13 protein-coding genes and 5 pseudogenes are annotated in these 20,748 nt (G+C 56.7%); 8 read left to right on the top strand and 10 right to left on the bottom strand.

What is annotated here, in order from left to right; all coding sequences use genetic code 11:
- Positions 1 to 14: 14 nt before the first annotated feature.
- Both CLU84_RS09955 and CLU84_RS09950 read right to left on the bottom strand, forming a co-directional pair.
- Positions 15 to 3,112: pseudogene (locus CLU84_RS09955) on the bottom strand (efflux RND transporter permease subunit).
- Complete coding sequence (locus tag CLU84_RS09950; RefSeq protein WP_099737029.1) at positions 3,112 to 4,179, bottom strand: efflux RND transporter periplasmic adaptor subunit; 1,068 nt, start codon at positions 4,177 to 4,179, stop codon at positions 3,112 to 3,114. The pseudogene CLU84_RS09955 and the gene CLU84_RS09950 overlap by 1 nt, the downstream one beginning before the upstream one ends.
- A gap of 1,004 nt (positions 4,180 to 5,183) precedes the next feature.
- Here CLU84_RS09950 and CLU84_RS09940 point away from each other — a divergent pair.
- From CLU84_RS09940 to arsH, 4 genes are read left to right on the top strand one after another with little or no spacing between them, the layout of a single operon-like run.
- Entirely contained in the window at positions 5,184 to 5,507 is a 324-nt protein-coding gene (locus CLU84_RS09940) for a helix-turn-helix transcriptional regulator (protein ID WP_099737027.1), read from the top strand.
- A gap of 25 nt (positions 5,508 to 5,532) precedes the next feature.
- Positions 5,533 to 6,822 carry an arsenic transporter gene (locus CLU84_RS09935; RefSeq protein ID WP_099737026.1) on the top strand — a complete coding sequence of 430 codons (1,290 nt, stop codon included), beginning with the start codon at positions 5,533 to 5,535 and terminating at the stop codon, positions 6,820 to 6,822.
- A 25-nt stretch (positions 6,823 to 6,847) separates the two neighbouring features.
- Positions 6,848 to 7,279: an arsenate reductase (glutaredoxin) gene (gene arsC / locus CLU84_RS09930; RefSeq protein ID WP_099737025.1), complete on the top strand. Its 432-nt coding sequence runs from the start codon at positions 6,848 to 6,850 to the stop codon at positions 7,277 to 7,279.
- On the top strand, positions 7,266 to 7,982 hold the full coding sequence (gene arsH, locus CLU84_RS09925; protein ID WP_099737024.1) for an arsenical resistance protein ArsH: 717 nt from the start codon (positions 7,266 to 7,268) through the stop codon (positions 7,980 to 7,982). Before arsC ends, arsH begins: the two co-directional genes overlap by 14 nt.
- A gap of 436 nt (positions 7,983 to 8,418) precedes the next feature.
- Here the strand turns inward: arsH and CLU84_RS09915 are convergent, their stop codons facing one another.
- The 4 genes and pseudogenes from CLU84_RS09915 to CLU84_RS09900 form a co-directional block, all read right to left on the bottom strand.
- The gene (locus tag CLU84_RS09915) at positions 8,419 to 9,420 is read right to left on the bottom strand and encodes an NADP-dependent oxidoreductase (RefSeq protein ID WP_099737023.1); all 1,002 of its coding nucleotides are present in this window, start codon (positions 9,418 to 9,420) and stop codon (positions 8,419 to 8,421) included.
- Positions 9,421 to 9,526: 106 nt separating this feature from the next.
- Positions 9,527 to 10,488, bottom strand: a pseudogene (locus CLU84_RS09910) (alpha/beta fold hydrolase).
- 27 nt (positions 10,489 to 10,515) lie between these two features.
- Positions 10,516 to 11,304 (bottom strand): SDR family oxidoreductase, encoded by a 789-nt coding sequence (locus CLU84_RS09905; protein WP_099737022.1) that lies wholly within the window; start codon positions 11,302 to 11,304, stop codon positions 10,516 to 10,518.
- A gap of 49 nt (positions 11,305 to 11,353) precedes the next feature.
- Positions 11,354 to 12,457 (bottom strand): annotated as a pseudogene (locus CLU84_RS09900) (alpha/beta fold hydrolase).
- Positions 12,458 to 12,589: 132 nt separating this feature from the next.
- Here CLU84_RS09900 and CLU84_RS09895 point away from each other — a divergent pair.
- Positions 12,590 to 13,213 (top strand): TetR/AcrR family transcriptional regulator, encoded by a 624-nt coding sequence (locus tag CLU84_RS09895; protein WP_099737021.1) that lies wholly within the window; start codon positions 12,590 to 12,592, stop codon positions 13,211 to 13,213.
- A gap of 486 nt (positions 13,214 to 13,699) precedes the next feature.
- Here CLU84_RS09895 and CLU84_RS09885 read toward each other — a convergent pair.
- From CLU84_RS09885 to CLU84_RS09875, 3 genes and pseudogenes are all read right to left on the bottom strand, one after another.
- A pseudogene (locus tag CLU84_RS09885) lies at positions 13,700 to 13,873 on the bottom strand (transposase); the annotation flags it as partial.
- A 44-nt stretch (positions 13,874 to 13,917) separates the two neighbouring features.
- Positions 13,918 to 14,166, bottom strand: a pseudogene (locus CLU84_RS09880) (transposase); the annotation flags it as partial.
- 59 nt (positions 14,167 to 14,225) lie between these two features.
- Positions 14,226 to 16,385, bottom strand: a complete 2,160-nt coding sequence (locus tag CLU84_RS09875) for an ornithine decarboxylase (RefSeq protein WP_099737020.1) — start codon at positions 16,383 to 16,385, stop codon at positions 14,226 to 14,228.
- A gap of 442 nt (positions 16,386 to 16,827) precedes the next feature.
- Between CLU84_RS09875 and CLU84_RS09870 the strand changes: the two genes are divergently transcribed.
- Positions 16,828 to 17,253 carry a tautomerase family protein gene (locus tag CLU84_RS09870; RefSeq protein ID WP_099737019.1) on the top strand — a complete coding sequence of 142 codons (426 nt, stop codon included), beginning with the start codon at positions 16,828 to 16,830 and terminating at the stop codon, positions 17,251 to 17,253.
- Positions 17,254 to 17,576: 323 nt separating this feature from the next.
- Here the strand turns inward: CLU84_RS09870 and CLU84_RS09865 are convergent, their stop codons facing one another.
- On the bottom strand, positions 17,577 to 18,509 hold the full coding sequence (locus CLU84_RS09865; RefSeq protein WP_099737018.1) for a LysR family transcriptional regulator: 933 nt from the start codon (positions 18,507 to 18,509) through the stop codon (positions 17,577 to 17,579).
- 140 nt (positions 18,510 to 18,649) lie between these two features.
- Between CLU84_RS09865 and CLU84_RS09860 the strand changes: the two genes are divergently transcribed.
- Positions 18,650 to 19,864: an NAD(P)/FAD-dependent oxidoreductase gene (locus CLU84_RS09860; RefSeq protein WP_099737017.1), complete on the top strand. Its 1,215-nt coding sequence runs from the start codon at positions 18,650 to 18,652 to the stop codon at positions 19,862 to 19,864.
- Between the two features lie 378 nt (positions 19,865 to 20,242).
- Complete coding sequence (locus tag CLU84_RS09855; protein ID WP_099737016.1) at positions 20,243 to 20,653, top strand: VOC family protein; 411 nt, start codon at positions 20,243 to 20,245, stop codon at positions 20,651 to 20,653.
- Positions 20,654 to 20,748 lie beyond the last annotated feature (95 nt).

Below are 20,748 nucleotides of genomic sequence, written 5' to 3'. Positions count from 1 at the left end.
AGCGTTTGCAGCTTTCATTTTTGTACTCCCTTAGCACTGCGTGCTACGCCAAAGCGCTCAAACAGCAGTGGTAACAACAGCAAGGTCAGAGCCGTGGAACTGATCAATCCCCCTGCCACGACGACGGCCAACGGACGCTGAATTTCCGAGCCAGGGCCAGTAGCCAGCAGCAGCGGCACCATGCCCAGGGCCGTGATGCAGGCCGTCATAAGCACAGGCCTGAGGCGGTCGCGCACGCCTTGGCGTACAGCCTGGGTCAGCTCCATCCCTGACGCCAGCAGTGCGTTGAAGTGCGAAACCAGCACCACGCCGTTGAGCACGGCAATGCCCAGTAGTGCAATAAAGCCCACAGAGGCGGGCACCGACAGGTATTCGCCACTGATGCGCAATGCCGCCATGCCTCCCACTAGTGCGAACGGAATGTTGGCAATGACCAGCAAGGCCTGTCGCATTGAGCGGAAGGTGAGAACCAGCAACACGAAGATCGCCGAGAGCGCCACAGGCACGACCAACGCAAGGCGGGCGGCCGCGCGCTGCTGGTTTTCAAACTGGCCGCCCCAGACAATGCGCAGATCCTTGAGGGCGGGGTCGGCAGTCACAGATGCCTGGGCCTCGTTGACGAAGCTTGCGAGATCGCGTCCTTCGACATTGACCTGAACCACGGCGAAGCGTGCTCCGTCCTCATGGTCGATACGTACCGGTCCGTCCTGAGGGGAAAGTGTCGCTAGCGAAGTGAGTGGCCAGGTGGTCCCGTCGGGGGCGGTCACAAGAAGGCTTGCCAGGCCTTCGGGTGAGTGCCGCAGCGCCGTTCCACCACGAAGCAGTAGCGGCGTACGTACCATGCCTTCGGGCACGATGCCTATACGATCGCCCTCAATCAATGCGCGTAACTGGGCCTGCAAGGCATCACCAGAAAAGCCGGATTGACCAAGTGCAGCACGATTGAGAACGACTTGCAGGTATTGCACGCCGCTGTTGCTGGGTGCAATGACTTCGGCGGCACCGGAGATGGTGCGCATGCGTGCAGCAATCGCTTGGGCTGCAGCATCGATCTTGGCTAAGTCAGCGCCGAAGATTTTGATGGCCACGTCGCCTCGCGAGCCGGTCAGCATCTCGGACACGCGCATCTCGATGGGTTGCGTAAAGCCGTAGATCAGGCCCGGAAAGCCTTCCATCACGCGGCGGATGGCATCTGCAATATCTTCCTTGCTGCCACGCCATTGAGCACGTGGCTTGAGCACAAGAAAGGTGTCGGTCTCGTTGAGGCCCATTGGATCCAGCCCTAGGTCGTCTGAGCCCGTGCGGGCTACGATGGAGCGAATTTCTGGAACTTCTTTAAGCAGCGCTTGCTGCACGCGCTGGTCCATATCCAAAGAAGCGGGTAACGATATCGACGGAGCCTTCTGCAACTGAACGATAAGATCGCCTTCGTCCATGGTCGGCATAAAGGTCTTGCCGACGGACAGATACAGGGCCGCCGCACCAGCGAGTGTTGCCACGGCGATGCCGAATACTGCGCGTCGGTGCGCGAGACTCCAGGCCTGCATCCAGGCAAAGCTGCCCGCCAGTTTTCGCATCAGCCAGGGCGCATCACTGGCATGCGAGCGCAACAGTAGTGAAGCCAGTGCTGGAACAACAGTAAATGCGATGAGTACAGAGGCGCCAAGGGCCAGAACGATGGTCAGGGCGACTGGCGCGAACAGCTTGCCTTCCAGGCCTTGCAGCGTCAGCAGCGGCAGGAACACAATGGCGATGATGGAAACGCCTGCCAGCATGGGGGCAGACACTGCCGATACGGCATCCCGGATCAGGCCGAAACGGTCCACGGACTTTGCCGAAGACGCATCTTCGTGACTGTGAGCCAGTGCTGTCTCGATGTTCTCCACCACCACCACCGAGGCATCCACCAACATGCCTAAAGCAATGGCCAGACCCCCAGGCTCATCAGATTGGCCGTCAGGCCCACGTAGCGCATGAGTAGGAATGTGGCCAGCATGGACAGAGGGAGTGTGGCCGCCACTACCAATGCAGCGCGCACGCCGCCAAGGAACAGATAAAGGATGACGACTACGAGCACGCTGGCTTCGACCAATGCGCGCACCACAGTGCCAGCGGCACGCGAAACCAGTTCGCCTCGGTTATAGAACACCTGGATGCTCATCCCTTTGGGCAGGCGCGGTACCAGTTCGTCCAGTCTGGCCTGCACTGCATCGACCAGGCTTCGAGCATCTACGCTGCGCAGTCCCAGAACCAGTCCTTGGACGGCTTCCCCATGTCCGTCGCGACTCACAGCGCCATTGCGAGTGGCCTCGCCCAGGCGTACCGTTGCCACATCACCTACCGTGGCTGCAACCTGTCCATTTCTGGCCGGAACGATTACGACGGCCCGCAAATCGTCGAGCCCGCGCACGCCACCTTCCACGCGCACCACCCAATGCTCCTCACCTCGGTCCAGTCGGCCTGCTCCATCGTTGCGATTGTTGGCTTCGAGTGCCTGACGCAACTGGTCCAAGGTCACGCCACGCGCACGCAGCCTCGCAGGGTCGGGAATCACCTCGTAGCCCCGTACCACACCACCCAAGGCATTCACGTCGGCAACGCCGGCGACAGTGCGCAAGGCCGGCCGTATCACCCAGTCCAGCACACGTCGGCGTTCGGCCAGAGAGTAGGTGTCGCCATCAACCGTAAACATGAACATCTCGCCCAACGGCGTGGTGATGGGGGCCAGCCCTCCTTCTGCGGTAGCAGGCAGGTCGCGCTGTATGCCGGCCAGCCTTTCGGAGACCTGCTGGCGAGCCCAGTAGACGTCCGTACCCTCGGCAAAATCCACAGTCACGTCGCTGATGCCGTACTTGGAAACCGAGCGCACGATGGTCTTGTGCGGCAGACCCAGTAGCTCCTGCTCTACGGGCGTGGAGACGCGCTGCTCCACCTCTTCAGGCGTCATGCCCGGCACCTTCAGAATCACTTTGACCTGGGTTGGTGAGATGTCGGGGAACGCATCTATGGGTAGATGCACATAGGCCCAGGCGCCTGCCAGTGCCAGTGCCAAGGCTGCGAGTAGCACTAAAGCCCGCTGACGCAGCGAAAAATCGATCAGCCTAGCCAGCATCACTGACCTCCGGACAGCAGGTTCTTGAGCGCAGCGATACCTGCAATCGCAACCTCCGCATTTGCTGGGAGCACTCCGCGCACCACGGCTGTAGCTTCGTCTCTGGTTTCCACCGACAAGGGGGCGAAGCGCACGCCCTTGCCCGTGCGAATGAACACACCGGTCTGGCCTTGCCTATACACCAGTGCTGAGGCGGAGATGCTCAGACGGTTTCCTGCTTTCGACTGCGCCTTTTCCGTGTCTGAATCTTTCAACGTCAATATGGCTGTAACACTTTCTCCCAAGCGCAGATCCCCGTTCTTGATTAGCGCAACACGCACACGCATCCCTACGCTACCGTCGCCAACTGGTGCAATACCCTCGACACGGCCTGCGGCGCCGCGAGTGATGACCTGCACACTGTCACCTACAGCGGGCAGTGGAACCTCTCGACCCAGTAGCAAATCAAGTTCCAACGCCTTGGGATCAGCCACTCTGACCAAGGGTGCCGATGCATCGACACGTGCGCCTGGTTGGACCATTACTTCAGTCACAATGCCTGCTCGTGTTGTCAGCAACTGCGCCTCATTCCCAGCCAGCTTGACACCACTGGAAGCCAGCTCGGCGCGTCGGGCTTGTGCCATGGCCGCAGCCTCTGTGGCGCGTGCCTGTGTTGACTGCCATCGACTGGCAGCGATGATGCCGTCTTCATGGAGCAATCGGTCTCGCGTCAGGGATTGCTGTGCCAGCCGCGACTGTGACTCGGCTTCCGCCACTGCGCGACGCGCTTCATAAAGCTGAGGGCTGGTGAAAGTCACCACGGGCTGACCCGCTCGCACGGACTGGCCTACAGCTACCAGCACACGTGGCAGCGCCCCCGCATAAGGCGCAGCCACAACAACCTGAGCATCGGGTCTCAGAACCACACGTGCATGAGCAGAAATATTGAGCTCGTCAGAACTCTGGATGGATTGGAAGCGCACGCCCAAGGTACGCGCCTGCTCAGGGGATAGAGACACGGCCTCGGCGGCCATGCCTGCGACTGGCAGCGCAAGTGCGCCGGCCAACAGCCATTCGTGGAAGAACATTCCTGACTCCGGAAAAAGAAAAGACATGCATCCATGCGCTTGCATGGATGCTGGCAAGCCTGCGAGGGGCCTGGGAGGTCAGGAAAATTGAGGCGGAGCTTGGGCCGGAGACGGTCGTATGACGCGGCCTTGCCAGCGTGAAAGTCTGTGCGCCGGTTCGGGGGGGGATGTGGGCCTTGTGGCAGTGCAACGCATGAGCGAGGCACGCAGACCCCAAGTCAGCAGAGTTAGGCCAATAACGGCCAACAGTGGGACAGGGAGCAGATCTAGTGGTTGCAGTGCATTTTGCACGTCAACCTCAAAAGGCTCGGATTGAGCTTGATGGACATCGTGGTCACTGAGAGCGTCGTGCCCAGTGAGCAGATGGAAATGAGAATCAGCAATTCTGGAAGGTGTCGTGTGAACATGCAGGCCAGATTGATTCGGAGTCCCGAAGTGGCCGTGCAGAAGCGGTATCAGCAGTTGCGCCGCCATGATCAGCAGCAGCAATGCGCTCCGCAGAGAAGGTCTCTGGATTGCACGCGACATGTCGTTAATTGTACAGCTGCGATTTGTTTTGCAGTGCGACAGAGTAATTCTATTGAAGAGGCTCCATATTCAACAAATCAAAGGAAAAGGCGTTCTGCGGTTTTGAAATGATTGCTTGCAGCAACAACCTATCCAAATGTTTGCCAAGTCACAAGCAGCTACTGGTGGTCACCAATTGTCTAAGTATGGTCATCTGTGAGCATCGGTAACTGAGCGTATTCTCGTCACAGGGAGCAGAGCTATACCATCTATCTCAATGCCAGATTCTGACCGAAAGATGAGCCAGACAGCAGATATTTCGATACACGAGCCTGGCATGAGAGGGCAGCTATCAGCAATGTCTAAATACAAGTGTGACCGCCCAGAAGCGGCCATTTGATGTGACGATATGACCTACCCGTACAGAAGTCATCCGCGCCAACGCCAACGCCAACGAAAATTATATAATTATTCAACAATAGTTGTATTATTATTTAATGCAAGAAACCCAAGTTATCCGCTCTCTCTCCGCTTTGGCCCATGAAGCACGCCTGCGCGTTTTTCGTGCGTTGGTAGTTGCAGGGCCAGAAGGTCTGACTCCCAGTGCATTGGCTGAGCAGTTGGGTATCGCCCCCAATGCACTGTCATTTCACCTCAAGGAACTCTCCCATGCTGAACTCGTGAGCCAGGAGCGACAGGGGCGCAATGTGCTTTATCGCGCGGCGTTCCCTGTCATGAATGGCCTGCTGGCCTATCTCTCCGAGAACTGCTGCCAGGGCGCAGCCTGCATCCCAGACGCTACGGCTTCGTGCCACTGCTGAAGCGGTTGTTGCGAGGAACAGTTCAATGTTGACGGCCATTCTGATTTTCATTTGCACCTTGACGCTGGTCATTTGGCAGCCGCGCGGCCTTGGGATTGGCTGGAGCGCCTCAATCGGGGCCACTGTCGCGTTGCTGCTGGGGGTCGTGCAATTAGCCGATATTCCGGTGGTCTGGCATATCGTCTGGAATGCCACGGCGACCTTTGTCGCCATCATCATCACCAGCCTTTTGCTGGATGAGGCTGGTTTCTTCGAATGGGCCGCATTGCACTTTGCTCGCTGGGGTGGAGGCAGCGGCATCAAGCTGTTTGCTTTCATTGTGCTGCTGGGTGCCGCCGTGTCGGCTCTGTTTGCCAATGACGGAGCGGCCCTGATTCTCACGCCCATCGTGATGGCCATGCTGGTGGCGATGGGCTTTTCTCCGGCAGCGACGCTGGCGTTTGTCATGGCTGCCGGGTTTATTGCCGACACAGCAAGCCTGCCGCTGATCGTCTCCAATCTGGTTAATATCGTCTCCGCTGACTTTTTCAAGGTCGGCTTCAACGACTATGCATCGGTGATGGTGCCGGTCAACATCGTCTCGGTCCTGGCCAGCCTCGGTGTGCTACTACTGTTTTTCCGACGCGATATTCCTGCCACCTACGACATGGCCCAACTCAAACAGCCGTCGGCTGCGATTAAAGACCGGGCCACGTTCCGGGCCGGCTGGGTCGTGCTGGTCTTGCTTCTGATTGGCTTTTTTGTTCTGGAGCCTCTGGGCGTTCCCGTCAGTGCCTTGGCGACCGTGGGGGCCGCGATCTTGCTGGCTGTCGCCGCTCGTGGTCATGTCATCAGCACCAGGAAGGTGCTCCATGGCGCGCCTTGGCAGATCGTGGTGTTCTCACTGGGTATGTATCTGGTGGTCTACGGGTTGCGCAACGCGGGCCTCACGGATTACATCGCCGTGTTGCTGAATCAGTTTGCAGCCGGTGGCGTGTGGACCGCATCGCTGGGCACGGGCGTGTTGTCTGCGGTGCTGTCCTCGATCATGAACAACATGCCTACGGTCTTGATTGGGGCCTTGTCCATCGATGCTTCCACAGCCAGCGGTGCCGTCAAGGAGGCCATGGTGTATGCCAATGTGATCGGCTGCGATCTGGGCCCCAAGATCACGCCGATTGGCAGCTTGGCTACCTTGCTGTGGCTGCATGTGCTGGGCAAGAAGGGCACAACGATTGGCTGGGGCTACTACCTCAAAGTCGGCGCGGTACTGACACTGCCCGTGCTGCTCATCACCCTTGCTGCCTTGGCCTTGCGGCTCAGCGTGGCGTCATGAATCTTTGCAACGGGAATCTAGCGCTATGAGCGACATCACGATTTATCACAACCCTGTTTGCGGCACCTCCCGCAATGTCCTGGCCCTGATCCTCAACAGCGGGGTGGAGCCCACGGTCATCGAATATCTCAAGACGCCGCCTGATCGCGCCACCCTGGTGGGCCTGATCCAGGCCATGGGCATGCCAGTGCGCGATGTGTTGCGCCAAAAAGGTACGCCGTATGACGAGCTTGGCTTGGGCGATTCCAAATGGACGGACGAGCAATTGATTGATTTCATGCTCCAACACCCCATCCTTATCAATCGCCCGATAGTGGTCACCCCTCTGGGAACCCTCTTGTGCCGTCCCTCGGAGGCCGTGCTGGACATCCTGCCGCAGCCTCAACAGGCCGCATTCTCCAAAGAGAATGGGGAAGCCGTCATTGACTCGAAAGGAAACCGAATTGGCAAGCGCTGATCTACCGAACCTCGACGAACAAGTCTTTGAAAAGCCCCGTCTGGAAGGCCTGCTGCCCGCACAGCGTGCGACGCATGCGCCGCGCATACTGCTGCTGTATGGCTCGGTTCGTGACCGCTCCTATAGCCGACTGCTGACCGAGGAGGCGGCGCGGCTGCTGCGCAAGATGGGTGTCGAGACGAGGATGTTCGATCCGCGTGGCCTGCCACTTCCCGACGGCGCCCCTGAGGATCACCCTAGGGTCCAGGAACTGCGCGAGCTGGCCCAATGGGCCGAGGGCATGGTCTGGACTTCTCCAGAGCGCCACGGTGCCATGAACAGCATTCTCAAAGCGCAGATTGACTGGATTCCTTTGTCTGTCGCAGCTGTGCGGCCAACACAAGGCAAGACACTGGCAGTGATGCAAGTCTCGGGAGGCTCACAGTCCTTCAATGCGGTCAACCAGATGCGCGTGCTGGGCCGCTGGATGCGCATGATCACCATCCTCAATCAGTCGTCCGTAGCTAAGGCGTTCGCGGAGTTTGATGAGGCTGGGCGGATGAAGCCGTCTTCGTATTACGAACGAGTTGTTGACGTGATGGAGGAACTAGTCAAGTTCACACTGCTGACGCGAGACTGTGCCGATTATCTGGTGAATCGCTATAGCGAGCGCCGTGAAAGCGCCGAAGAACTGTCCAAGCGGGTCAACCAGCGAAGTATCTAAGCGATGCGGCGAGCAGTTTGCGCATTTTCTGCCGCCAACCTAGCGGCTGTGAAGCGCTAGTAGCGCTACCTCCGAGGCGAAATTCAAAGGCTAGGGAGAATCAATCATGAAGAAATTTCATCGATTTCGAGTATCTCGCAGTCTGGTGCGGATTCTGCAACGCTCAAGCAAACGTCGTTCGCGTCGAGTCCCCATCGCTTCTGTTCACTCATGAGGCCAACTCGATGGTTCACCAACATTAAACGGAACAGTGTCAATCGGCTTAGGTTCTTTCTTGGCACCGCGCAAAGCGTAGTGTGGGTGTCGGGGTCTGGCAACACCAAGCAGCTATCGCCTGCTTCGACTACTTGCAATCGGCTGCCTTTAGCGAAAAATCTTCCCTCTACCTGTATGTCGCTCAGGACTTGCATCATGGAGTGCATTGTTTTTTGCATTCCTATTGCATACGCACTACGACTTTGCCTTTGGCGCGTCCTTGGGACAAGTACTCAAGGGCCTGCTTCGCTTGATCGAACGGAAACACTTTGTCTACAACCGGATGGATATGACCGGCGTCAAGAAGCGCGCCAATTTCGTCCAACTGCTCGCCGTCAGGTCGCACGAATAGAAACGAGTAGTCCACGTCCTTCTTTGCTGCCATTCGGATGATTTTTCTGCTTATGAGGCCAAAGATTAGTCTGAGAGCGAAGTTCAACTTGCGGGCTTGTGCAAATGCAGCGTCCAGCGGACCAATCAGCGAAATTATCTTGCCGCCGGGCTTGAGGATGCCAATCGACTTTTCCAATGCATCCCCGCGGATTGTCCCCAGTACCACGTTGTATCCTCGCAGTACCTCTTCAAACTCCTGCTTTTTGTAGTCAATCACATCGTCCGCGCCCAGGCTCTTGACCAACGCAACGTTGGCGGTACTTGTGGTCGTTGCCACATAGGCACCGAGGTGCTTGGCCAACTGAATTGCAAACGTGCCGATACCGCCCGAGCCTGCAGGGATAAATACTCTGTGGCCTGTCTGCACGTTGGCACGTTCTTTCAGAGCTTGCCTGGAAGTCAACCCAACCATAGGCACAGACGCTGCCTGCACGAAGTCGAGATTGGCAGGTTTGCGTGCAGCCAGATGCTGGGGAACTACCGCAAACTCGGCAAGTGATCCGGTGCCTTGATCAAAGATGCTGGCAAAGACCTCATCGCCTGGCTTGAAGCGGGTCACACTGCTCCCCACTTCAACCACCACTCCGGCCAGGTCGCTGCCCATGACGGCGGGAAGCTTGAACTTCAGCACGGGCTTGAACATTCCCGTCGTGATCATATTGTCGATAGGGTTTAAGCCTGCTGCATGCACCTCAATCAGCATTTCATTGGGTCGAAGTGTTGGGCGAAGCACCTCGGTGATGCCGATCTCTGGGGTCTTGCCGTAGCGTTTAAATGTGAGGGCTTTCATGATGCTCCTGTTTGTGTGTTACTAAGGCGGCCATGCGCAAGTGCCTTGTGTCGCCCCATCGTCAGCCCCTGCTTTGTTGTGTCGCTGCGGAGCTGTCGTTTAGCCATTACTGTGCGAGGAAGGTAAGAGCCTTGGGCACAAAGTCTTCGTGATACTGGAATACACCACCGTGACCCGCATCGGGATAGATGACCAGCTCGCTGTTGGGCAGGCGTTTGGCCAGATCGTAGGTGTTGCTGCTGGGTACCATCCGGTCGTGATCACCGTTTGCCACCAGCGCAGGCTGCTTGATCACCGACAGATCGACCGCTGGTTTTTCGCCCCAAGCCTTGAGCGCCTGCAACTGCGCCATGTACGCGCCAAAGCTGATGGCCTTGTCGCGATTCTCTGAGCGCTCCTGCAATCGTTGCAGGAAGGCCTTGCCAGCCGCAATGCCGTTCGGCGTGCGTGTGAAGAACAGGAACTGCTTGGGATCTTGGCCGCTGAAGATCGCACGCAAGAGGTCATAGTTCGCGACGCCTGCCACCGAACTGATGCCTGGGCCACCTGCAGGTCCCGTGCCCGCCAGAATCAGCTTGCGCACCAGTTGTGGCTGCTTGAGCACGATCTCCTGGGCGATCATCCCCCCATGGAGAAGCCCAAAAGATCGACCTTTTGGAACCCTTTGGCCTTGATGAAGCTAGTAGCATCATCGGCCATCTGTTCAATCGAGTGGGCAGCTGACCCCGTGGATGCGCCTACCCCCCGATTGTCGAACGCGATGACGTGATGCTTTGCAGCAAGGCCGTCTACGACACGGGGGTCCCAGTTATCCAGGACCGCAGCTAGGTGGGCCAGCAATACCACAGGTGCTCCGCCGTTTTCCTGACCCAGTTCGCGGTAGGCGTAGTCCACACCACCTGCGGAAACAACCTGGGTCAGCACGTTCTTCCATTGCGTTGAAGAATTGCCGTTGCTCTTGATCTCCACACTGCGTGATGTGGCCCAATCCGTGGCCGATGCGTTCGGCAGAAACAGCGTTGCAAGCGCTGCGAGACAATACGCTCGCACTTGGGACTCGTTGAACATATCGTCTCCGTTAGGTGGTCAAAACGCTCAGGCCTGCGGCTGGTAGCGCTCAGCGGCATGCGCTTGACGGATTTCGGACATCAGTCCTTGTCGCGCCTGGTCCAGCTCATTCCAACGCTCTGCGATATGCAGAGGCGGAATCGTCACCAGTTCCTTGCGATCGAAGCCAATGAGTGCGGCATCCACCAGTTCGTTGACATCCATCAACTCTGGCAGTGTGTTGATATCCATGCCGGCGCGGCTCCAGATCTCAGTACGGGTTGCCGCCGGCAGCACTGCTTGCACATAGATTCCCTTCGGCCCTAGTTCCAAATTCAGACCTTGTGAGAGAAACAGTACAAATGCCTTGGTCGCGCCATAAATCGTCATGCCTAGCTCGGGAGCAAAGCCAACAACCGAGCCGATGTTGACGATCGAGCCTTTGCCTTCCTGAGCAAAGCGCGCAGCGACTGCTGCAGCGAGGCGCGTGGGCGCCGTGGTGTTGAGCATTACCAGACGGTCAATGCTCTGCGCGTTCTGTTGGACGAAAGCCCCGGACTGGCCCATGCCAGCGTTGTTGATCAAAATCCCGATCGACGTGTCTTCGCGCAGACGCGTCTCGACCTCAGCCAGGTCTTCCTGTTGTGTAAGGTCGGCTTGAATCACGTCGATGGTGACCTTGGTCTCTTCGCGCAAGCGGGAGGCGAGGACGTCCATGCGAGCTTTATCGCGGGCAACCATGACGAGGTTGTGGCCACGGCGGGCGAAGCGTTCAGCGTAGGTCGCACCGATGCCGGAAGACGCACCGGTGATCAAGGCTGTAGGCAGATTAGTCATAGTTCTATATCCAGAAATGGTTTGGGAAGATCAGGGGGAAGGCGTGAGGTCAGGCAGCCTGTTGTCCATCCAGGAAAAGAGCGGTCTGGGTGACGAACAGTTCTGGGTATTGGAATTGCGAGCCATGACCAGAGTCCGGGTACAGGATGAGCTGCGCGTTGGGAATATGCTGCTGCAACGTGAAGGAGTTGATGCTCGGCACCATGATGTCGTTGTGGCCGTTGACGATCAGAGTGGGCTGGCCTATCTCCTTCAGGTAGGCATAGCCGTTGTTGGCGATGTAGGTTTGCTTGAAGCGAGCGCGCAGCGCGTCATAGTTAAAATGCGCGACATCGCGGGGGCCGCCTGTCGCGCCTTCCACGACATGCAGATAGACAATGCCGAGGGCACTGAGTTGCTCCGCGATGTAGTTGTACTGAGGCTGTGGCTCGCTGATAGAGATGCCATTGGCGGGGGAGACTGGAGAAATGCGTACACCGGTGCGCTCAGGCCCAATTTCCTGGGCAACGGCAGCGGTCACCTCTAGCAACAGTCGTGCACGGTTTTCCATTGAGCCGCCGTATGCGTCCGTGCGTTGGTTGGCTCCGTCCTTGATGAATTGCTACAGCAGGTAGCCGTTGGCACCATGCACCTCCACGCCATCGAAGCCTGCACCTATGGCATTGGCGGCAGCTTGGCGGAAGCTCTCCACGATGCCTGGGATCTCATCTAGGCCCAGTGCGCGGGGCTCAGATACTTCCGCAAAGCCATTGTTCACGAAGGTCTTGGTTTGTGCTCGGATGGCAGAGGGGGCTACAGGCGCTGCGCCATCCGGCTGCACGGACACATGGGACACGCGGCCCACATGCCACAGTTGCACAAAGATCTTTCCGCCCTTGGCGTGCACCGCGTCGGTGACTTTGCGCCATCCAGCGACCTGCTCGGCTGTGTAGATACCGGGGGTGTCTTGGTAGCCCTGCGCCTGTGCGGAGACCTGAGTTGCTTCCGAAATGATCAAGCCAGCCGAAGCGCGCTGTGCGTAGTAGGTGGCCGCAAGTTCATTAGGCACCAAGCCAGAAACGGCGCGGTTGCGGGTTAGCGGTCCCATCACAACGCGATTGGCCAGTACCAGATCACCTAAGACATAGGGTTGAAAAAGCGTCTTCTCAGTCATGTTGCATCCACAGCAATGTTCTAGAAGACTCAATGATGATGATCGTAATCTAAAAAGTCAACACTTTAATTACGATCGTAATTAATATATAGTAGAGGCTCCGCATGCACACAGACACTCCACGGTAGAAAAATGAAGCTCACCAAAGCACAGGCGCAGGCAAACCGAGCACATGTCGTGAAAACGGCGTCGGCGTTGTTTCGCGAGCGTGGATACGATGGCGTGGGCGTGGTCGACTTAATGGCGGCAGCGGGGTTCACTCAAGGCGGTTTCTACAAACAATTCCGCTCTAAGACGGACTTGATGGCGGAATCTGCTGCTTGCGGGATAGAGCAGACCGTAGAGTTGACGAAAGGTATTGACCTGTCGACTTTTGTGAACAGCTATCTGTCTCGTGAGCATCGTGACAATCGGGCGGCAGGCTGCACCATGGCCGCTCTGGGCTCCGATGCAGCGCGCCAGACGCAAGAGGTCAAGAGGACATTTGCTGCAGGCATCGAAAGCTTGCTGCAGGCCCTTGAGAAGGAATGTCCGGCCTCGGAGCGAGCAGGAAATAACGAGGCGCGGGCCAAGTCCATCGACACCTTTGCGCATATCGTCGGGGCACTGGTCATGTCTCGGGCCTGTCCCGATGATTCACCACTTGCCGATGAAATCTTGGCTGTGTGTCGGGACAAGATCCTTGGCTCATTGGCGGAGCAAGAAGGCGTACCGCCTCCCGCAGCGGCTCACGCTACTCAATCTGATGTGGCCTGAGCTTTAACGTTCAGCGCTTTACTGCGGCCCCAAACGTCACCAACGCCATCAGCAAGCTGGTGGCGATGACGGCGCTGAATGCCAAGTAGGGAGAAAGCGGCAGTGCGGAGGTAATTGCAATGGAGATAGCAGCACAGCCCATTTACAGGAAGCCCAGCAAGGCAGAGGCTGCCCCAGCGTTTTGCCCAAAGGGTTGCAGGGTCACGGCAGTTCCCAAGGGATTGATCAGGCCCATTCCAATCAAAAACACTGTCAAGGCCGCCGAAAAGTAGTACACCTGCTCCGAGGCAGCCAGCAAGGTCGCACCAGCGGCAAAGGCAATGAAAATGCCTGCACGGCAGCGCGCAGTGTGCCAAACCGGTGCGCAAGTCGAGGAGCGAGCAGACCAGCGCCAAAGACAACAAAGACGGTGGACGCGAAAAAAAGTGCGAGTTGCAAGGGCGAAAAACCAAACCCTTCCATCAAGATGGCCGGTGCCATTGCAAAAAACAGATTAGCAGCATCCGAGAACTTCGGGCTACGCCCGCGTTTGCCGCTAGCAGCGGCAAACCAGCACATGCGCTTGTCCAGCCATACTGTCAATGAACCTCGTGCTTTGAGTAAGGCGTTGTATTGCTTCCAGTTGGTAGTGCGGTAGCGGGGCTTGCTGGGCTGACTCATACCTTGAGCCTACCGCTTACGACACGGCGATTTCTGCAACAACGCCGCTGCCAGACGCCATTGGCATTCCAGTCACGCGAGCGCCGCCAGCAGGTCATACCACTGCCGTAACCCAAGGGCTGAGGCAAGTCTTCCCACGGGATGCCTGTTTACAGTATGAACAGAATGCCATTGAGGGCGGCTTTATCGCTCACGGTGAGCTTGCGTGCGCCACCTTTGACGGAAGGCGTAAAGGCGGGGGTTAGGGGCTGTAGCTGTCGCCACAGTTCTTTGCTAACGGATTGTCTTGCCATGAGGGCCAGAAGCATAAATGCTTCTGGCTGGTCTCAAAGGGAAGTGGTGTTAGCCGCTTTTAGTGTTTCACCACATAACCATAGGCGCGACGCGAGCCATCGGCTTCTGTTTGCAAGTAGACGCCCTGGATTTCAGGCTCAAAACCGGGGAGCTGGTTGATGCCGTCTTCCAGCGCAAGAAAATATTGCAGTGCAGCGCCGCCCCATACCTCGCCCGGCACCACGCACAGCACTCCTGGCGGGTAAGGCAGTGCGCCTTCTGCTGCAATCCGTCCTTCGATGGCCGACAGCGGCACCAGCTCAACATGGTTGCGCACAAGTTCCGCATTGGCGTCGTAAGGGGTCATGGCTTGGGCGGGAAATTCGGCTTTACGGAACATGGCTTTTTGCAAGGCTTGCATGTTGTAGCCTTTGTAGAAGTCATGCATGCGTTGGCATACCTGTCGGATGGTGTAGTCCTTGTAAAACTCTGGATGCTTGTGAAATACCGTGGGCAGCACTTCTTGCATGGGGCTGTCCAATTCAAGGTGTCGCTCGAATCGGCACAGATAAGACACCAAGTGCTGCATCTTCGAAAGACGTTCAGAGGGCGTCAGCAAGAACAAGATGGAGTTCAAATCGGCCTTTTCAGGCACTACACCGTTGTCGCGCAGGTAATGTGCCAGCACCGATGCAGGAACCCCGAAGCTGGCATATCCACCGCTTTGGCTGTCAATGCCCGGCGTTGTTAGCAGTAATTTGCAGGGGTCGACAAAGTATTGGTTGCGTGCATAACCTTCAAATGAATGCCAGCGTTCATCGGGTTGGAATTTGAAGAAGCGCAAATCGTCAATGATCATTTCCGTGTCGTATTCGCCCCAGGGGCGACCATCCACCATGGAGGGAATGAAAGGGCGTATGTGCTTGCAGTTGCGCAAAATGAGTTTGCGCGCCTCGACACCGACGCGTACACAATCACGCCACAACTGGCGCCCTGCAGCACCCGCATGCATTTGGGCGTTCACATCCAGTGCCGCGAAGATCGGGTAGAAGGGGCTCGTGGATGCATGCATCATGTAGGCGTTATTGAGGCGCTTGTGAGTGACATAGCGCTGTTGCCCCTTGATGTGCTTGTCTTTTTTGTGGATTTGCGACGATTGCGAGAACCCGGCTTGTTGCTTGTGAACGGACTGGGTTACGAAAATGCCAGGGTCGTTTTCTCCCAGCTCCAAAAGGAGTGGCGAGCTGGCCTGCATCATGGGAATGAATTGCTCATAACCGACCCATGCAGAGTCGAACAAAATGTAATCACAGAGATGGCCAATACGGTCTACAACCTGGCGCGCGTTGTAAATGGTGCCATCGTAGGTTCCTAGTTGAATGACCGCCAAACGAATAGGGCGTACTGCGTCGGCTTTCTCTGGCGAAACTGAACGGATAGCATCGCGGATATAGGCTTCATCGAAGCAATGTGCGTCAATTCCGCCTATGAATCCAAAAGGATTGCGTGCTGTTTCCAGATAAACCGGAAGTGCGCCCGACAATACCAAGGCACCGAGATGAATGGACTTGTGGTTGTTGCGGTCAAATAACACCAAATCATCTTTAGCCAACAGTGCACTGGTGACAACCTTGTTGGAAGTGGAGGTTCCATTGAGTACGAAATAGGTTTTGTCTGCGTTATAGATGCGTGCTGCATTCATTTGCGCATCCAGAGCCGCACCTTCATGAATCAGTAGATCGCCAAGCCTGACGTCTGCATTGCACAGGTCCGCACGAAACAAGGTTTCCCCAAAAAAATGGAAAAACTGTCGACCTAATGGATGTTTGGTAAAAAACTGCCCGCCCTGGTGCCCAGGGCAATCGAATGCCGAGTTGCCATGTTTGACATATTCGGTAAGAGCACGAAAAAAGGGTGGGTACAGTTCGCTCACATATTTGTCAGCTGCGGCTGTGATCTTGCGGCCATAGTGATGCCGATTTCCCCGGTCCATTTGAATGACGCCGCTCAGCCGGTTGAATAATCCTTCTGGAACTTCATCATCATCCTGGAGTGCCAGGAAAAATGGAATCTCAAACCCCGTGCCGTCAATACTTGCCAATAATTCCCGCGCTTGCTCTCTGGAGCCCACTACGGCAGCTACATTGGTGAAATCGGTCATGGCTGCATCAATTTTCTCGTAATCCGTAATGAAGCTTTCGGCAACAGATTGACTAACGGCAATTTTGAGCTTGTTCATGAAATCTCTCTGATATGAAATGAGTACCAGCCCTTTCGGGGGACGTGAGATAAAACGGCGTAATGAGATTGGCAGGCAAATATTGCAAACAAATTTCAATACAGGATTATCTCTTACAAATGGTACATTTTTTGTTTAAAGAATAAATACTAATAACCTGCGTTTCTTTGGGCTGTATCAAAAAATAGGCTGAGCCCAAAAAATAAAGACAGGGAATGGATGCCTCGGTCGCGATGTCGCGTCAGGTGGCGCTGTTACGCAATTCAGGCACTACCAGTGCGATAGGCTCGCCAAATGAGTAAATCTAGCTGGGGCAAGCGGAAGTACCGCTTCACAAACTAGAAGGCGTAAACGCAGTCTTAAACGTCCGAGGCGTTGTTGCAGAAATCGCCGTGTCGTAAGCGGTAGCCACTGAGCTTGTTCAACTCACTGAAAGTTCACTATGCCCCTCTGGAAAATTTACCATCCCGCAAAAGCGTTCTCAGAAGAAGACAAGCAATCTATTGCACAGCGCATCACTGGCATGTATGAAAGCTTTCTCCCACGCTTCTATGTCAATGTGCTCTTCCATGAGCTATCCAAGTCCAGCTTCTATATTGGAGGCGAGCCGACAGATGATTTCGTTCGAGTGACCATCGCGCACCTAGCTCGCTCAATTAAGGATGCAGAGGCTCAACAAAGATTTCTTCAAGGCTGCGCAAAAATATTGGAGCCGTTTGTCGCTGCACGTGGACTTCGCTGGGAGTTGCACGTCGATGAAACACCGTTTGAACTGTGGACTGTCAATGGCCTGAAACCTCCATTGCCTAACACCCCAGAAGAGCAGCGTTGGAGGAAGGAAAACCGTGCTGTCCCCCATGGCTCATAAGCTTCCTTAGAGGAAGCCAGATAAGGTATGTCGGCTAACAAAAGCAGTTTGCCAACCTTATTTCTGCAAAGTGGCGTCAGTACAGTACGCCACTGTCACTTCCATAGAATCAGCAAAAAAATGATGCAAATACAGATTGCAGATCCCGTAGACCGCGATTCTGGTTGGACTTCTTCAGGTCAAAGTGATGGTTAACTTGCCCGCCAGTTTTGGTCAGCTAAACTCGGCCAGAAACTGACATTGAAAAAGTCATACCGAGCGACAGCTTTCGCTCCGAAAAACTCCACTTTGAGCCCGGTGCGCTACTTCAATCCTAGGCCGTCTCATGAGGTTTGGGATCCATGGGAGTACTCCTCCAATCCAGCCAACCGCAGCTGTATCAATTCCAGCAGCGCCCGGACACGCGCAGTCACGGAGTGTCGATGGCTGTATGCGCCCAGCAATTGCAGGGGCGCAGGACGCAGGTCCAGTGACACCTCCTGCAATCGGCCCGCAGCAAGGTCTTCCTGGCAGGGGTAGGCCGCCACAATCGCAAAGCCGATGCCTTGCCGTGCGCCTGCCACGGCCAGCTCTCCGCTGTTGACGCGGTAACGGCTGCGAACCGGAACTTTGACGATTTCGCCCGCGTCGTCCTGAAACTGCCAGGGCTGCCCCTTTAGTGCACTGAGGGTGGTGATGCAGGGCAGAGATCTCAGCTCGCGCACATGGCTTGGCATGCCGGTCTTGGCCAGCAAGGAGGGCGCGGCAACCACGATGCTGGGCAGTGTGGCGAGTTGACGGGTGATGAAGGCACTGTCTTCCTGATGACCCCGGTGGAAGACGATGGAAAGGTCGATGTCCTCTCGAAGCACTTCCAGTCCGGTCATCCGGGTGTCGCATTCGAGCTCGATCCCCGGATGGAGGCTACAGAATTCGGCGAGGATGGGAGCCAGCAGTCTTGGTCCCTCGCTAGGCATGCACATCTTCAGAGGACCACGCAGTTCGCGCTGCACCGCACCAAGCTCTTCCTGCGCGGAGAGCAGGGCATCGAGCAAGGGCTTGGCGCGTTCGTAGAGCAGTCGGCCGGCTTCCGTCATGCGCAAATGGCGGGTGCTTCGCTCCAACAGGCGTGTGCCGAGTTTGCGCTCCAGCGCGGCGACATGGCGGCTGACATTGGACGAGGGCATGGCCAACAGGCGCGATGCGCCAGTGAAGCTCTGTTCATCGACGACTGCTGCGTAGACTCGGACCGCATTCAGATCGAGTGCATCGCGCATTGATTGTCCTATTTGAGATATGAAAGACTTCAATTTTTACATGCTAGTTATATGCAGTGGCGAAATCTAATATGTCCTTTTGTCCGATGCGACACAGCTGTGCCGTGCATCGGGCGCCGTAACAACAGGAGAGATTCAGCATGAAAATTGGAATACTTGGCGGCGGCATCGCGGGCGTAAGCGTGGCATTGGCTTTGCGCAAGCAGGGTTACACCCCTCGGGTCTATGAGCGCCGAGCGCAGCCGTCAACCATGGGGGCTGGTGTGACGCTTTGGCCCAATGCCAGCTTTGTGTTGAAAGAACTGGGGCTGCTGCAAGACATTGAGGCCATTGGCGGTCGGCCAATGACAATGCGCCGCCAGGACAATGCATTGGGAGGTCTCGATATCGCCTTGCTGGACCGGACGATGGGATACCCAACCTACACGGTGCTACGTAGGCACTTGCAGGAGGTGTTGCTGGACCATGCGGCACGGGCAGGGATTCCGGTGGAGTTCGGACACAGGGCGGTGGCTATTGAGCTGGATGCCTACGGCAAGGCCGTGGTCCATTTCGAGAACGGTGCGAGCACCCGCCCGGATCTACTCATCGGCGCCGACGGTCGCATGGATTCAGTGGCGCGCAAGTTTGTTGCGGGTTACAACACGCCAAGCTATCAAGGCTTTGTGAACTGGATCGGCGTGGCGCAGGGGCCGGATGCGCTGGCGGGCGATATGGCGATTCAGGATTTCTTGGGGGGGGAGCGCTTCGGATGCGTGTCGGTTCGCCCCGACCTGGTGTATTGGGCTGCAGCGCAGGCGCGGCCTCTGTCTGAAGCCATACCCGCCGCAGATATGCGCAATGAGGTCGAAGATTTGTTCGCCGAATGGCCTGAACCGGTCGCGCGCATCATCCTGGCGACGCCCGTGAATGCCATCCGGCTGATTACGGTGCATGGCCTGGAGCCGCTGAATGCATGGAGGCGGGCGAATGTGCTGCTGGTTGGAGATGCTGCACACGCGCCGTTGCCTACATCGGGGCAAGGTGCCTGCCAGGCACTGGAGGATGCGTGGCATTTGGCCCGATGCCTGGATAGCGCGAGCGGCGGCCTGGACGAGGTCTTCCAGGCGTTCGCAAAAATCCGCGCCACAAAAACCGCAAGGCTGGCGGAACAGGGCCGAGTCTTCGCACGCGGATTGTTTGCCACCGATCCTGAAACCTGTCGCATCCGCAATGAACGTGCCAAGGCGTCCGATCCTATGCATGACGTGCAGGTATTGGCCGCAGAATGGGGGCAGGGTCTACCGATGCCTAGCTGCATCGGCAGCACATCCGTGGAAGGAGGCGGCTTCGGCAGCCTATATCGCATCGAATGATGCACTCTGGATTCCGCACGGACAGAACGCCGAGCTTCCAGGATGGAACGTCGCCGATAGGTCGCAATGCGGCTACGAGCGGCGGAAATCGCGGCAAAGCCGAAGTTGGTGCTTAAGGGCTGTTTCAGGCTGGTTGCGGCATTGTCAGCCAGCCAACTAAGCGACAGCAAATGCAGTTAGCTGACACTGGTGCAACTAGATATGATGTCCTAATAGGCTGTTTGCCAGCTCCGACACTGGTGCACTATGGTTGGGACGCCATCGCGACTCTGGGCAGGAAGACGGCTGCAAATCCAGCTTGTAGTGCCTGAACGAGCTGTTGACATCGGTCGCCAATGCCTGAAGATTCTCTCTCAACGCAGACCTTGAAAGTCTCAAATGCCCAAGCAAATCTTCGTCAACCTGCCCGTCGCTGACCTACCCAAGGCTAAGTCCTTTTATGAAGCAATCGGCGCAGTCAACAACCCGCAGTTCAGCGACGACACCGCCGCCTGCATGGTTGTCTCCGACAGCATCTACGTGATGCTGCTCACTTACCCGAAGTGGGCTACTTTCACCCAAAAGCCTATTGTCGACGCCCACGCTGCCAGCGAAGTCATGTTGTGCCTGAGCGCCGACGACCACGCGGCAGTTGACAACATGGTTGCAGCCGCTTCCGCTCACGGCGGCAAGGCAGACGTGAACCCTTTGCAAGACCTCGGCTTCATGTATGGGCGTAGCTTTGAGGACGTAGACGGTCACGTCTGGGAAATCATGTTCATGGACATGAGCCAGATGCCTCAAGGCTAACGCAACCTCGACCATAGGCAACGCCTGCTCAGTCCAGTAGCATTCACTTGCGGGCCTCGTAGACTGCTCTGGTTGGGGCAGCATATCGGGGTGTC

The sequence above is a fragment of the Comamonas sp. 26 genome (assembly GCF_002754475.1).
In the GTDB taxonomy this organism is placed as follows: domain Bacteria; phylum Pseudomonadota; class Gammaproteobacteria; order Burkholderiales; family Burkholderiaceae_C; genus Comamonas.
The sequence above is the reverse complement of the archived record's forward strand: the minus strand, read 5'-3'. Positions and strand labels throughout refer to the sequence as shown.

Bases quoted from the DNA above. Each gene is read 5' to 3' on its own strand.
- CLU84_RS09950 (WP_099737029.1), bottom strand. From the start codon at position 4,179: ATGTTCTTCCACGAATGGCTGTTGGCCGGCGCACTTGCGCTGCCAGTC.
- CLU84_RS09940 (WP_099737027.1), top strand. From the start codon at position 5,184: ATGCAAGAAACCCAAGTTATCCGCTCTCTCTCCGCTTTGGCCCATGAA.
- CLU84_RS09935 (WP_099737026.1), top strand. From the start codon at position 5,533: ATGTTGACGGCCATTCTGATTTTCATTTGCACCTTGACGCTGGTCATT.
- arsC (WP_099737025.1), top strand. From the start codon at position 6,848: ATGAGCGACATCACGATTTATCACAACCCTGTTTGCGGCACCTCCCGC.
- CLU84_RS09915 (WP_099737023.1), bottom strand. From the start codon at position 9,420: ATGAAAGCCCTCACATTTAAACGCTACGGCAAGACCCCAGAGATCGGC.
- CLU84_RS09905 (WP_099737022.1), bottom strand. From the start codon at position 11,304: ATGACTAATCTGCCTACAGCCTTGATCACCGGTGCGTCTTCCGGCATC.
- CLU84_RS09895 (WP_099737021.1), top strand. From the start codon at position 12,590: ATGAAGCTCACCAAAGCACAGGCGCAGGCAAACCGAGCACATGTCGTG.
- CLU84_RS09875 (WP_099737020.1), bottom strand. From the start codon at position 16,385: ATGAACAAGCTCAAAATTGCCGTTAGTCAATCTGTTGCCGAAAGCTTC.
- CLU84_RS09870 (WP_099737019.1), top strand. From the start codon at position 16,828: ATGCCCCTCTGGAAAATTTACCATCCCGCAAAAGCGTTCTCAGAAGAA.
- CLU84_RS09865 (WP_099737018.1), bottom strand. From the start codon at position 18,509: ATGCGCGATGCACTCGATCTGAATGCGGTCCGAGTCTACGCAGCAGTC.
- CLU84_RS09860 (WP_099737017.1), top strand. From the start codon at position 18,650: ATGAAAATTGGAATACTTGGCGGCGGCATCGCGGGCGTAAGCGTGGCA.
- CLU84_RS09855 (WP_099737016.1), top strand. From the start codon at position 20,243: ATGCCCAAGCAAATCTTCGTCAACCTGCCCGTCGCTGACCTACCCAAG.